Genomic DNA, 13,154 nt, shown 5'->3' on the forward strand with positions numbered 1-13,154 from the left:
CTGCCGGTGCTGTTGGCGGTTCATACTGTCTTCAGCGCCGGTTTTTTCTTCCCTCCCCGCCAACCGCCTGGAAGCCTGCCGCCATGCGTCCTGCTCGTGCCCTGATTGATCTGCAAGCCCTGCGTCACAACTACCAACTGGCCCGTGAAGTCTCGGGGGCGCGCGCCCTCGCGGTGATCAAGGCCGATGCCTATGGCCATGGCGCAGTGCGCTGTGCCCAGGCGCTGGAAGCGGATGCCGATGGGTTTGCCGTAGCCTGCATCGAAGAAGCCCTGGAGCTGCGCGCTGCTGGCATCCGTGCGCCGGTGTTGCTGCTCGAAGGCTTTTTCGAAGCCGATGAGCTGTCGCTGATCGTCGAGCAGGATTTGTGGTGTGTGGTGCATTCGTTGTGGCAGCTCGAAGCGATCGAGCAGGCGACGCTGCGCAAGCCGATCACCGTCTGGCTCAAGCTGGACTCGGGCATGCACCGCGTCGGCCTGCATCCTGCGGATTATCAGGCGGCGTATCAACGGCTGCTGGCCAGCGGCAAGGTCGCGAAGATCGTGCTGATGAGCCACTTCGCCCGCGCCGATGAGCTCGATAGCAGCAGCGCAAGCGAGCAGGTCGCGGTATTTGAAGCGGCGCGCCAGGGCTTGTCGGCGCAGGTCAGCCTGCGTAACTCGCCGGCCGTGCTGGGTTGGCCGCAGGTGCCCAGCGACTGGGTGCGCCCCGGCATCATGCTGTATGGCGCCACCCCGTTCGAGGAAGCCAACTCTGTGGCCGCGCGTTTACAGCCGGTGATGACCCTGGAGTCGAAAGTCATCAGTGTGCGCGAATTGCCGGCCGGCGAACCCGTGGGTTATGGCGCCCGTTACATCACGCCAAAACCCATGCGCCTGGGTGTGGTCGCCATGGGCTATGCCGACGGTTATCCGCGGCAGGCGCCGACCGGTACGCCGGTGCTGGTGGCGGGGCAGCGCAGTCAGTTGTTGGGGCGTGTGTCGATGGACATGCTGTGTATCGATTTGACCGATGTGCCCCAGGCTGGCCTGGGTTCGACGGTCGAGTTATGGGGCAAAAACATCCTCGCCAGCGATATCGCGATGGCTGCGGGCACCATTCCTTACCAGATCTTCTGCAACCTGCGTCGGGTGCCACGGCTCTATTCCGAGGCCTGACGGGCCGCGGGGTACAGCCGCTGGGGCGCTGGCGAACCGGACCTGGGCTCAAGTGTTGTAAATACTGAACGCTGTCGCCATGATAACGCTCAATATTTACATAACCTGAATCCTGGGAGGCAAATGCATTGGACGTCGGTGAACGACTGCAATCGATCCGCAAACTAAAAGGTCTTTCCCAGCGTGAGCTCGCCAAACGCGCGGGTGTGACCAACAGCACCATTTCCATGATCGAGAAAAACAGTGTCAGCCCTTCCATCAGTTCGCTGAGGAAGGTGCTTGGCGGCATCCCCATGTCCATGGTCGAGTTCTTTTCCGAAGAGATCCTCCAGGAAAAACCAACGCAGATCGTCTATAAAGCCAACGAGCTGATCGATATCTCCGATGGCGCGGTGACCATGAAACTGGTGGGCAAGGCCCATCCGAGCCGTGCAATCGCCTTCCTCAACGAGATCTATCCACCGGGTGCCGATACTGGTGAAGAGATGCTTACCCACGAAGGGGAGGAAACCGGGATTCTGCTCGAAGGGCGCCTGGAATTGGTGGTCGGGCTTGAGACCTTCGTGCTCGAAGCCGGTGACAGCTACTATTTTGAAAGCACCAAGCCACATCGTTTCCGCAATCCGTTTGATGCGCCTGCGCGACTAATCAGCGCAGCCACACCAGCCAATTTCTAAGAAAAGAGGCGTCCGCCAAGGTTTTTCGAGGCGCCCGAGCAGTATTTCGCCATGACTTAATACCCCTAGGACTTTAGGGTTGTTTCAGTGTGGCGGGCTAACCGTTATACTTGCGCCCGCCTGCGAAACCGTGGCCGTGGGCGTGACTAGCCACCATTGAGGGTGTACGCGTGAACCTAATTATGAAAATGCTGGCCGCACCAGCAACCGTATTGGCCCTTTGGGCAGTCAGCGCTCAAGCTGCGACCAACGACGATATTGCCAAGCGCCTTGAACCAGTCGGCCAGGTCTGTGTGCAAGGTCAGGAGTGCAAGGGGATGGAAGTCGCTGCTTCGGCAGGCGGCGGCGGGGCGAAAACCCCGGATGAGATTATTGCCAAACATTGCAACGCTTGCCACGGTAGTGGCCTGCTGGGCGCACCGAAAATCGGTGACACTGCAGCCTGGAAAGAGCGTGCCGATCACCAGGGCGGCCTTGACGGCATCCTGGCCAAGGCCATTACCGGGATCAACGCAATGCCTCCTAAAGGCACCTGCGCAGATTGCTCCGATGATGACCTCAAAGGTGCCATCCAGAAGATGTCCGGCCTGAAATAAGCCGCCGTCTTCAGCAAAAAAAGCCGCTTGCGAGCGGCTTTTTTGTGCCTGGGATTTGACCTCAAGACTGGTCATGGCACGCAAGACCCGGCAAGCTCGGGTTAGCGTCATTCATGGATAGGTCGGGAGGGGTCTGATGGTGCAGTCCGTTTCAATCGAGCAGGCAGTCGATGAAGTACTGGCGCGGTTACCCGCGCACATCCACCTCGGCATGCCGTTGGGATTAGGCAAACCCAACCGCTTCGTCAACGCGCTCTATCAACGCATCGCCCAACTGCCCGAGCGCCAGCTGACGGTCTACACCGCTTTGAGCCTGGGTCGTCCGCCCCTGGGCGACGGCCTGCAGCGACGGTTCCTGGAGCCTTTCATCGAGCGCGTGTTTGGCGACTACCCGGAGCTGGACTTCCTCGCTGACCTGCGTAAAGACCAAACGCCCGCAAACATCCACATCCAGCAGTTTTTCATGCAGCCTGGCAGCTTGCTGCACAGCGCTTCGGCACAGCAGGACTACGTCAGCAGCAATTACAGCCACGCCGCCCGGGATATCAACGCCGCCGGCTTGAACCTGGTGGCGCAACTGGTGGCCCACGACCCGCAGCACCCCGGCCGCCTGAGCCTGAGCTGCAATCCCGATATCACCCTCGACCTGCTGCCCATGATTGCCAAGCGCAGGGCGGCGGGTGAAACCATCCTGATGCTCGGCCAGGTGCACAGCGACCTGCCGTACATGCCCGGTGATTCAGAAGTCGACCGCGAGACGTTCGACTGGCTGATCGACGAGGAGGAGCGCAGTACCCTGTTTTCCACCCCCAACATGCCAGTGGGTTTCCAGGATCATTTCATCGGCTTGCACGCTAGCACCCTGGTGCGCGACGGTGGCACCCTGCAGATCGGCATTGGCTCCATGGGCGATGCGCTGACCGCCGCGTTGCTCGCGCGGCAAGCGGACAACGAGCATTACCGCATGCTGCTGACCGACCTCGACGCGCACTACTGGGCCCCCCTGATCAGTCGCGAAGGAGGTGTCGAGCCTTTTGCCAAAGGGTTGTACGGTTGCAGCGAAATGTTCGTCAACGGCCTGTTGGCGTTGTCTGACGCCGGCATCGTGCGGCGCAAGGTTTACCCCGACGTTGCCCTGCAACAGCAGGCCAATGCCGGCACCCTGGATGAGTCGATGGCGCAGGGCGGCGTGTCGATTCACGGTGGATTTTTCCTCGGCCCGCGCAGCTTCTACCAACGCCTGCGCGATCTGCCCCAGGACCAGCTCGGCGAATTCAACATGACCGCCATCAGCTATATCAACGAGCTGTACGGGCAGGAGCAGCTCAAGCGCCTGCAGCGCCAGGATGCACGCTTCATCAACAGTGCCTTCACCATGACCCTGATGGGGGCCGGGGTAGCGGACCAACTGGAGGATGGGCGAGTGCTGAGTGGGGTCGGCGGGCAATACAACTTTGTCGTCCAGGGCCATGCCCTGGAGGGCGCGCGCTCGATCCTGATTCTGCGCAGTTGCCGTGAGTCGGGCGGCGACATCAGCTCCAACATCGTCTGGCAATACGGCCACTGCACGATCCCGCGCCACCTGCGCGACATCGTGATCACCGAGTACGGGATCGCCGACCTGCGCGGTCAAACCGATGCCAAGGTCATCGAATTACTGCTGAACATCAGCGATTCACGTTTCCAGCCGGGCTTGATCGAGCAGGCGCAGAAAGCCGGCAAGCTGGCCAAGGATTTCCGCCTTCAAGAGCGCTTCACCGACAACACCCCGCAGCGCTTGCAGGCCATCGCCGCACGGCACCCACAGTTGTTCCCGGAGTATCCGTTGGGCAGTGATTTTTCCAGCGAGGAACGGGACTTGTTGCGGGCGTTGAACTGGCTCAAGAGCAAATTCAAGCTGACCGAGATCCTCCAGTTGGGCAAGGCCGCGCTGGATGCGCCGCAGGCGTCGGAGTACCTGCAGCACCTGGCGCGCATGCAACTGACGACGCCTGAGGGCTTGAAGGAGGATCTGTATCAGCGCTTGCTGCTGGCAGGCTTGAAGGCCACGGCGCAGTAGCAGCCCCCACCAAACACTGGTGGGAGCGAGCGGGGGGTATTACTCGATGAAGGTCACTACGCCGCCTGCCAGGGATTTGACCCGGGCCAGGGATTCCACGCGGTAGCCCTGGGAGTCCAGCTCGGCACGGCCGCCCTGGAACGACTTCTCGATCACGATGCCCAGGCCGGCCACGGTGGCGCCTGCCTGCTTGATGATCGAAATCAGGGCCTGGGACGCCTTACCGTTGGCCAGGAAGTCGTCGATGATCAACACGCGGTCGCTGCTGGTCAGGTGGCGCGGGGAGATGGCCACGGTGCTTTCGGTCTGCTTGGTGAACGAGTAAACGGTCGCCGACAGCAGGTTTTCAGTCAGGGTCAGGGACTGGTGCTTGCGGGCGAAGATCACCGGAACGCCCAGGTTCAGGCCGGTCATGATGGCCGGGGCGATGCCCGAGGCTTCGATGGTGACGATCTTGGTGATCCCCGAATCCTTGAACAGCGCGGCGAATTCGTCGCCGATCAGCTTCATCAACGCCGGGTCGATCTGATGGTTCAGAAAGGCGTCGACTTTCAGGACCTGGTCGGAAAGCACGATGCCTTCTTCGCGAATTTTCTTGTGCAGTGCTTCCACAACAGCTTCCTCTGGTGGCGCGACGGGCGCCGAAAGTAGATTAAAAAGTAGTCGATTCTAGCGCTTTAACATCGCGCGTATATCTGCCAATGCGGTATTACCGCGCACGGCTTTGACTTCGGTCGGGGTGTCGTCATTGCCTTCCCAGGCCAGGTCGTCCGGCGGCAACTCATCGAGGAACCGGCTCGGGGAGCAGTCGATGATCTCGCCGTACTGCTTGCGCTTGGCGGCGAAGGTGAAGGCCAGGGTCTGGCGTGCGCGGGTAATCCCGACATAGGCCAGGCGCCGTTCTTCCTCGATGGTGTCGGCTTCGATGCTGGAGCGGTGCGGGAGGATTTCTTCCTCCATGCCCATGATGAACACGTAGGGAAATTCCAGGCCCTTGGAGGCGTGCAAAGTCATCATCTGCACGCCTTCGGCGCCGTCTTCCTCTTCCTGCTGACGTTCGAGCATGTCACGCAGGACCAGCTTGCCGATGGCATCCTCCACGGTCATGTCGCCTTCTTCGTCCTTCTCGAGGGTGTTCTTCAACGCCTCGATCAGGAACCAGACGTTGCCCATGCGGTAGTCGGCGGCCTTGTCGCTGGAGCTGTTGGTGCGCAGCCAGTTTTCGTAGTCGATGTCCATGACCATGCTGCGCAGGGCCGAAATCGGATCTTCGCCGGCGCACTGCTCGCGGACCTTGTCCATGAAGCGCTTGAAGCGCGCCAGGCGGTCGGTGAAGCGGCTATCCAGGTGCTCGCCCAGGCCGATCTCGTCGGTGGCGGCGTACATCGAAATCTTGCGTTCGGTAGCGTAGTTGCCGAGCTTTTCCAGGGTAGTCGAGCCGATTTCCCGGCGCGGGACGTTGATCACGCGCAGGAAGGCGTTGTCGTCATCCGGGTTCACAATCAGCCGGAAGTAGGCCATCAGGTCTTTCACTTCCTGGCGTCCGAAAAAGCTGTTGCCGCCGGACAGGCGATACGGCACCTGGTGGTGCTGCAACTTCAGCTCGATCAGCTTGGCCTGGTAGTTACCCCGGTACAGGATCGCAAAATCGCTGTATGGGCGGTCGGTACGCAGATGCAGACTGAGGATCTCCACGGCTACGCGCTCGGCTTCGGCATCTTCGTTGCGGCAGCGGATCACGCGGATCTCGTCACCGTGGCCCATCTCGCTCCACAGCTGCTTTTCAAACTCGTGGGGGTTGTTGGAGATCAGCACGTTGGCGCAACGCAGGATGCGGCTGGTGGAGCGGTAGTTCTGCTCCAGCATCACCACTTTCAAGGACGGGTAGTCGTCCTTGAGCAGCATCAGGTTTTCCGGACGGGCGCCGCGCCAGGCGTAGATCGACTGGTCGTCGTCGCCCACCACGGTGAACTGGTTGCGTTTGCCGATCAGCAACTTCACCAGCAGGTACTGGCTGGCGTTGGTGTCCTGGTACTCGTCCACCAGCAGGTAGCGAACTTTGTTTTGCCACTTTTCGAGGATGTCGGCGTGTTCCTGGAACAGCTTGACCGGCAACAGGATCAGGTCGTCGAAGTCCACCGCGTTGAACGCCTTGAGCGTGCGCTGGTAGTGGGTGTAGACGATCGCCGCGGTCTGTTCCTTTGGATTGCGCGCATTTTCCAGCGCCTCGGGCGGCAGGATCAGGTCGTTCTTCCAGGCGCCGATCATGTTCTTGATCTCGTCGACGCCGTCGTCGCCCGAGTATTCCTTCTGCATGATGTCGGTCATCAGGGCTTTGACGTCGGTCTCGTCGAAGATCGAGAAACCGGGCTTGTAGCCCAGGCGCACATGCTCCTTGCGGATGATGTTCAGCCCCAGGTTGTGGAAGGTGCACACCGTCAGGCCGCGGCCTTCACCGCCCTTGAGCAGGGTGCCGACGCGCTCCTTCATCTCGCGCGCCGCCTTGTTGGTAAAGGTCATGGCGACGATGTACTGGGCGCGGATGCCGCAGTTCTGGATCAGATGCGCAATCTTGCGGGTGATCACGCTGGTCTTGCCGGAGCCAGCGCCGGCGAGCACCAAAAGAGGGCCGCCGACGTAGCTCACGGCTTCTTGCTGCCGGGGATTGAGTCGGGACATGACGGAAAAAGGAGTCGTTTGCGAAAAGGGCGGGCATTTTAACAGGATGCACGGATTCTGCCGCCTCTCTCCGACTTGTGACGTAGCACTCGATCTGTATTTGCCGGTTTTGTTACTTTCGCGCAGGATGCAGGGAGAATTTGCGTCTAATGTTCGATCTCTGAAGTGGCACAAATTTATGATTGAGAATCAATGACATTTGTCATTGTTCAGCTGTGCGTCATAATGTCACCGCCAACATCTTTGCAGAGTCTAGGGAGCTAGCTTGTCTACGCCTGTCGAACCCTTGCGTTTGCTGCTGCTGGCCGAAGAGCCAGTATGGGCAGCGTTGTTGCGCGAGTGTCTGGCTCCGATGGGGAGCTCGGCTGTGCTGATCAGTGCACCGACCTGGGAGTCGGTGAGCAGTCTATTTACCGATAACCGCTCTGCGGTCCTGCTGACTATTCCTGCTCTGCAACCGGAACCTGGGCGGTGCAGCCTGCCGACGGTGTTGCTGCTCGAACATGAACCCCTCAACCCACCGGACGGTGTCAGCGACTGGCTGGTGCGCGATGCGCTGGATGCCGGCATCCTGCGGCGTTGCCTGCGGCATGTGCGCGAACGCGGGGTGCTGGAAAACACCTTGCAACGTCTTGCCGAACAGGACCCCTTGACCGGCATCGCCAATCGCCAGGGCTTCCAGACCTTGCTAGCCACGCGCCTGGTGGAAAACGACGGCCGGGGCCTGGCGCTGGGGCACCTGGATCTCGACAATTTTCGCTACGCCAACGACGCCCTGGGCCATCAGGCCGGCGACCGATTGATCCTGCAGGTGGTCGCGCGGCTCAAAAGCCAGCTTGAGGCCGGTGATCAACTGGCGCGCCTGGGCAGTGACGAATTTGCCTTGCTCATCGACACCCGCCGCGCGCCGCAACGCGCCGAGTGGATGGCCGAGCGCATCACCGAAGCCTTGTCCGAACCCTACTGGATCGACGGTGAAAGCCTGTTGATCGGCGCCAGCCTGGGGATTGCCCACGCGCGTGCCCAGGCCGGTGCCGACCCGCTGATGTGGCATGCCCATATCGCCATGCAGCAGGCCAAGAGCACCCAGGGTTGCACCTTCCATATCTTCAACGAGCGGATCAACCGCAACGCCCGCAGCATGGCTGACCTGGAAAGCGAGTTGCGCCGAGCCTTGCGCCGCGATGAGCTGGAGCTGCATTACCAGCCACGGCTGAACCTGGATGACGGGCAAATTGTCGGCCTCGAAGCCCTGGTGCGCTGGCGGCATGCTGAACGTGGCTTGTTGCCGCCCAGTGAGTTCGTGCCGCTGGCCGAGCAGAGTGGGCTGATCGTGCCGCTCGGTTACTGGGTCATCTCCCGCGCCCTGCGGGACATGCAGGCGTTGCGCGAGCGCGGCCTGCCGCCGTTGCACATGGCGGTCAATCTGTCGTTCCGCCAGTTTCAGGACAGCCAGTTGCTCTCGACCTTGAGCCGCTTGATCGCCGAGCGGGGAGTCGATGCGCAGTGGCTGGAGTTCGAACTCACCGAAACCGCGGTGATGCGGCGCAGTGATCTGGTCCAGCAGACTATGGATGCCCTGGGTCGCCTCGGCGTGCGGTTTTCCCTGGACGACTTTGGCACCGGGTTCTCCTCGTTCGTGCACCTCAACAGCCTGCCGATCGCCTTGTTGAAAATCGACAAGAGCTTTGTTGGCGGTATGGAAGGGCGTGAAGAGAATCGCAAGCTGGTCCACGCGATGATCAACCTGGCCCACAACCTCCATCTGGAAGTCGTCGCCGAGGGCGTCGAAACCCCGGAGCAGCTTGAGTTGTTGCGCGGCTTTGGTTGCGACCAGGTGCAGGGCTACCTGATCAGCAAGCCGTTGCCGCTGTCTGAACTGGTGGAGTACCTGACCTTCGGCTCCAGCCAGCAGACGGTGCTGGAAATCGTCAACTGAGCTCGCCCCACAGGCAGGTCAGTCCGGCTGAGACATCTGGAAATCAGCTTGCGGCGCCGGCTCTTGCCGGATCATCCGCTTCATCTTCCACTCGAACCCCAGCGTCAGGCTCACAGCCGCGCAGGCCAGCCCCAGGGCCAGGCCCCACCAGACTCCGGTCGGCCCCCAGTGCAGGTGGAAGGCCATCCACCAGGCGGCCGGTGCGCCGATCAGCCAGTAGCAACCCAGGCCCACCAGAAAGGTGGTCTTGGCGTCCTTGAGGCCACGTATGCAGCCCATGGCGATGGTCTGCACACCGTCGAACAGCTCGAACCATGCGGCCACGGCCAGCAGGCTGACGGCCAGTTGGATGACGTCGGCAAACTGTGGGTCGTTGTGGTCCAGGAACAAACCGACCAGTTGATTGGGCAGCAGCCAGAACACCATGGCGAAACCCAGCATCGCCACCGCGCCAAAGCCAATCCCGACCCGTCCGGCCAGGCGTGCGTCGAGCAGTTGCCCGGCGCCGTAATGCTGGCCGATGCGCATGGTGATGGCATAGGACAGCCCTGCCGGCACCATGAACGCCACCGAGACAATTTGCAGGGCAATTTGGTGGGCACCCAGTTGCGTGCTGCCCATGGTGCCCATGCACAGGGCCGCGAAGGCGAACAGCCCGACCTCGACCGCATAAGTTCCGCCAATCGGCAGGCCCAGGCGCCACAACTCCCGCAGGTACTGGCGATTGGGCCGGGACAGGCCTGCGCGCAATGGGTACGCCTCGTACGCCGGGTGCCGGCGAATGTGCCAGGCCAGGCCCAGGGCCATGCAGTTGGCCACGATCGCGGTCACCAGGCCGATCCCCACCAGGCCCATTTTCGGCAGGCCGAACATCCCGGTGATCAGCGCGTAGTTGAGCAGGAAGTTGGCCAGGGTGCCGATGACGCTGATGACCATCACCGGAGTGGCCCGGCCGATGGCGCTGGTGAAGCCGCGCAACGCCATGAAGCTCAGGTAACCAGGCAGGGCAAACGGCAGGATCAGCAGGAACTGGCCGGCCATCTCGACGTTACTGGCCGTCTGGCCGAACAACAGCAACACCGGTTTGAGGTTCCACAACAGCAGGCCCGCGACCAATGCCATCAACCAGGCCAACCATAGCCCGGCCTGGGTCAGGCGTGCCGCACCGGGAATGTCGCCCGCGCCCTGGCGGATCGACACCAGCGTGCCGACCGCGGCGATCACGCCGATGCAGAAAATCGACACGAACGAATAGGTCGCCGCTCCCAGGCCACCACCCGCCAGCGCCTCGGGGCTGATTTTGGCCATCATCAAGGTGTCGGTGAGCACCATCAGCATGTGCGCCAACTGCGAGGCGATCAACGGCCCCGCCAGCCGTAGGATGGCCCGCAATTCGGTACGTGCTGGATGCTGCATGGTCATCACGCGTGTTTCCTGGAAATAAGGGGTAGCCGCTGATTCTCGGCGCTCTCAGACGAATGCACAAAGGGATAAAAACGATCACTGGCATGATTAAAACTCATGCTGTCGAGTTTCTGCTAGGGTTTGCCCATTGCGCTATAGGAGCTTTCCTGATGTCCCGTCGTCTTCCTCCGCTGTATGCCCTGCGTGCTTTCGAGGCTGCGGCGCGGCACAGTTCGTTCACCCGTGCCGCGCAAGAGCTGTCGATTACCCAGAGCGCCGTCAGCCGGCATATTCGTACGCTGGAAGATCACTTTGCCTGCCGACTGTTTCAACGCAGTGGTCGCAACCTGCAATTGACCGAGGCCGCTCGCCTGTTGCTGCCCGGAGTGCGTGAAGGTTTTGGTGCACTGGAGCGCGCCTGCAACACCTTGCGCAGCGAAGATGACATCTTGCGCATGAAGGCTCCTTCGACCCTGACCATGCGCTGGTTGCTGGCGCGGCTTAGTCGCTTTCGGCATCTGCAGCCGGGCAATGAAGTGCAACTGACCAGCGCCTGGATGGACGTCGACTCGGTGGATTTCAATCATGAACCCTTCGACTGTGCGGTACTGCTGAGCAACGGGCATTTTCCACCGGACTGGGAAGCCAGTTACCTGTTCCCGGAGCTGTTGATACCGGTCGGTGCGCCGAACCTGCTCAACGATCAGCCCTGGGATCTCGAGCGGCTGGCCAGTACCGAACTGCTGCACCCCACCCCTGATCGTCGCGACTGGCGCAGTTGGCTTGAGCGCATGGAGCTCTCCGAGCAGGTGTCGCTCAAGGGCGGGCAAGTTTTCGATACCCTAGAGCTGGGGATGATCGCCGCGGCGCGTGGCTATGGTGTGTCCATGGGCGACCTGTTGATGGTGGCCGAGGATGTGGCGCAGGGACGCTTGAGCCTGCCCTGGCCGACCGCCGTTGCCAGTGGCCTGAATTACTATCTGGTCTGGCCGAAAACCCGTCCGGGCGGTGAGCGTTTGCGGCGGCTCAGCGACTTCCTGCAAGGCGAGGCACAGGCCATGGAGCTGCCGGACGTCGAGCGTCTGGACTGAGTCGGCAGCGGGGTTATTGATTGGCCGGCCGATAGTGCAGTGCTTCAGCCAGGTGTTCGCGGCTGATGTCCTGCGCCTGTTCGAGATCGGCCAGGGTCCGGGAGACCTTGAGTAGTCGATGGGCCGCCCTGAGCGACAGGGTCAGGCGTTCGCAGGCGCTTTCCAGCCAGCGTTCGTCCACTGTGGACAACTGGCAATGCCGGCGCAGCCCCGGCAGGTCGAGGAAGGCGTTGGCGCAGCCCTGGCGCTGCTGCTGAACCTCGCGAGCCATGGCAACGCGCTCGGCAGCACGGGCGGAGTTGTCGCCCGGCTGGGTGGCGGGATTGAGTGCAGTGGTCTCGCGGGCGACGGTCAGGTGCAGGTCGATGCGGTCGAGCAGCGGACCGGAGAGCTTGTGCCGGTAACGCTGGACCATCTCAGTGGTGCAGGAGCAGCGACCGCTGGGCTCGCCCAGGTAGCCACAGGGGCAGGGATTCATGGCCGCCACCAGTTGGAAACGCGCCGGGAAGCGCACTCGATCCCGGGCGCGGGAAATCACGATATAGCCAGATTCCAGCGGCTCTCGTAATACCTCCAGCACCTTGCGATCGAACTCCGGCAGCTCGTCGAGAAACAGCACGCCGTGGTGGGCGAGGGTGATTTCCCCGGGCTGGGGTTTTGAACTGCCGCCTACCAGCGCCGGGCCGGACGCCGAGTGATGGGGCTGGCGGAAAGGACGTTGCGGCCAATGACTCAACGGCACACCGCTGGCGACCGACTGGATCGCCGCCACCTCCAGGGCCTCACTTTCCGTCAGCGGTGGCAGTAATCCGGGCAAGCGACTGGCCAGCAGGGTTTTCCCGGTCCCGGGTGGCCCGCTGAACAGTAGGTTATGGGCACCCGCCGCGGCAATCAGCAGGGCCCGCTTGGCGGCGGCCTGGCCTTGTACTTCGCTCAAGTCGGGGTAGGGCTTGCTGGCGTGGAGCAAACCGTTGGAGCGGTAAGGCTCGATGGGTGTATGGCCGTTGAAGTGAGCGACCGCTTCCAGCAAGTGATGCACCGCGAGCACCTTGAGCCCGGAGGCCAGGCAAGCTTCCTCGGCATTCGCCCAGGGCACCACCAGCGCCCGCCCGGCCTGGCGCGCCGCCAAGGCGGCCGGCAACACGCCGCGCACCGCCCGCACCTCACCGGAAAGTGCCAGTTCCCCCAGGCACTCCACGTCATCCAGGGTCAGGGTTGGCACCTGCACGCTGGCCGAAAGAATCCCCAGGGCAATCGCCAGGTCAAAGCGCCCACCGTCCTTGGGCAAGTCGGCGGGAGCGAGATTCAAGGTGATGCGCCGCGCTGGAAACTGCAGGCCCGAATTGATGATCGCGCTGCGCACCCGGTCCTTGCTCTCTTTCACCGCCGCTTCGGGCAAGCCGACCATCGTCAGTGATGGCAAGCCATTGGCCAGGTGGACTTCGACAGTGACAGCCGGTGCCTCCACGCCAATCTGGGCGCGGCTGTGGACGATGGACAGGGACATGAGCATTCCTTGAACGAAAAAGAGCCGCTTCCTGCGGTTGTTCAA

The 13,154-nt window shown here is 61.9% G+C and carries 10 protein-coding genes; 6 read left to right on the plus strand and 4 right to left on the minus strand.

The features are described 5' to 3' along the window. Nucleotides 1-83: 83 nt before the first annotated feature. The 4 genes from alr to ACM6IP_RS07330 all read left to right on the plus strand — a co-directional run bounded on the left by alr (nt 84) and on the right by ACM6IP_RS07330 (nt 4,489). Entirely contained in the window at nt 84-1,157 is a 1,074-nt protein-coding gene (gene alr, locus ACM6IP_RS07315) for an alanine racemase (protein WP_414861216.1), read from the plus strand. A gap of 128 nt (nt 1,158-1,285) precedes the next feature. Then, nucleotides 1,286-1,834, plus strand: a complete 549-nt coding sequence (locus tag ACM6IP_RS07320) for a cupin domain-containing protein (protein ID WP_019694258.1) — start codon at nt 1,286-1,288, stop codon at nt 1,832-1,834. Nucleotides 1,835-2,016: 182 nt separating this feature from the next. After that, a complete protein-coding gene (locus ACM6IP_RS07325) occupies nt 2,017-2,430 on the plus strand; it encodes a c-type cytochrome (RefSeq protein ID WP_095164845.1) in 414 nt (137 codons plus the stop codon). A gap of 136 nt (nt 2,431-2,566) precedes the next feature. Next, the gene (locus tag ACM6IP_RS07330; protein ID WP_414861217.1) at nt 2,567-4,489 is read left to right on the plus strand and encodes an acetyl-CoA hydrolase/transferase C-terminal domain-containing protein; all 1,923 of its coding nucleotides are present in this window, start codon (nt 2,567-2,569) and stop codon (nt 4,487-4,489) included. A 39-nt stretch (nt 4,490-4,528) separates the two neighbouring features. Here ACM6IP_RS07330 and ACM6IP_RS07335 read toward each other — a convergent pair whose 3' ends face one another. Continuing rightward, nucleotides 4,529-5,101, minus strand: coding sequence for a xanthine phosphoribosyltransferase (locus ACM6IP_RS07335; protein ID WP_095081958.1), 573 nt, complete (start codon nt 5,099-5,101; stop codon nt 4,529-4,531). A gap of 57 nt (nt 5,102-5,158) precedes the next feature. Then, on the minus strand, nt 5,159-7,168 hold the full coding sequence (gene rep, locus ACM6IP_RS07340) for a DNA helicase Rep (protein ID WP_095164841.1): 2,010 nt from the start codon (nt 7,166-7,168) through the stop codon (nt 5,159-5,161). A 265-nt stretch (nt 7,169-7,433) separates the two neighbouring features. On the opposite strand from rep, the gene ACM6IP_RS07345 reads away from it, so the two are divergent. Continuing rightward, the gene (locus ACM6IP_RS07345) at nt 7,434-9,107 is read left to right on the plus strand and encodes a putative bifunctional diguanylate cyclase/phosphodiesterase (RefSeq protein ID WP_414861218.1); all 1,674 of its coding nucleotides are present in this window, start codon (nt 7,434-7,436) and stop codon (nt 9,105-9,107) included. 18 nt (nt 9,108-9,125) lie between these two features. On the opposite strand, the gene ACM6IP_RS07350 is transcribed toward ACM6IP_RS07345, so the two are convergent. Next, entirely contained in the window at nt 9,126-10,523 is a 1,398-nt protein-coding gene (locus ACM6IP_RS07350; RefSeq protein WP_095165196.1) for a NorM family multidrug efflux MATE transporter, read from the minus strand. A 158-nt stretch (nt 10,524-10,681) separates the two neighbouring features. Between ACM6IP_RS07350 and ACM6IP_RS07355 the strand changes: the two genes are divergently transcribed. Then, the gene (locus tag ACM6IP_RS07355) at nt 10,682-11,602 is read left to right on the plus strand and encodes a LysR substrate-binding domain-containing protein (protein ID WP_414861219.1); all 921 of its coding nucleotides are present in this window, start codon (nt 10,682-10,684) and stop codon (nt 11,600-11,602) included. 13 nt (nt 11,603-11,615) lie between these two features. Here the strand turns inward: ACM6IP_RS07355 and ACM6IP_RS07360 are convergent, their stop codons facing one another. Continuing rightward, on the minus strand, nt 11,616-13,109 hold the full coding sequence (locus ACM6IP_RS07360) for a YifB family Mg chelatase-like AAA ATPase (RefSeq protein ID WP_401127041.1): 1,494 nt from the start codon (nt 13,107-13,109) through the stop codon (nt 11,616-11,618). Nucleotides 13,110-13,154: the final 45 nt, after the last annotated feature.

Source organism: Pseudomonas sp. IT-P176 (genome assembly GCF_949767245.1).
Lineage (GTDB): Bacteria > Pseudomonadota > Gammaproteobacteria > Pseudomonadales > Pseudomonadaceae > Aquipseudomonas.

What these genes read in the sequence shown, in the direction of transcription:
- rep (WP_095164841.1), bottom strand. Translation starts at nt 7,168, where the DNA reads ATGTCCCGACTCAATCCCCGGCAGCAAGAAGCCGTGAGCTACGTCGGC.
- alr (WP_414861216.1), top strand. Translation starts at nt 84, where the DNA reads ATGCGTCCTGCTCGTGCCCTGATTGATCTGCAAGCCCTGCGTCACAAC.
- ACM6IP_RS07355 (WP_414861219.1), top strand. Translation starts at nt 10,682, where the DNA reads ATGTCCCGTCGTCTTCCTCCGCTGTATGCCCTGCGTGCTTTCGAGGCT.
- ACM6IP_RS07350 (WP_095165196.1), bottom strand. Translation starts at nt 10,523, where the DNA reads ATGCAGCATCCAGCACGTACCGAATTGCGGGCCATCCTACGGCTGGCG.
- ACM6IP_RS07325 (WP_095164845.1), top strand. Translation starts at nt 2,017, where the DNA reads ATGAAAATGCTGGCCGCACCAGCAACCGTATTGGCCCTTTGGGCAGTC.
- ACM6IP_RS07330 (WP_414861217.1), top strand. Translation starts at nt 2,567, where the DNA reads ATGGTGCAGTCCGTTTCAATCGAGCAGGCAGTCGATGAAGTACTGGCG.
- ACM6IP_RS07360 (WP_401127041.1), bottom strand. Translation starts at nt 13,109, where the DNA reads ATGTCCCTGTCCATCGTCCACAGCCGCGCCCAGATTGGCGTGGAGGCA.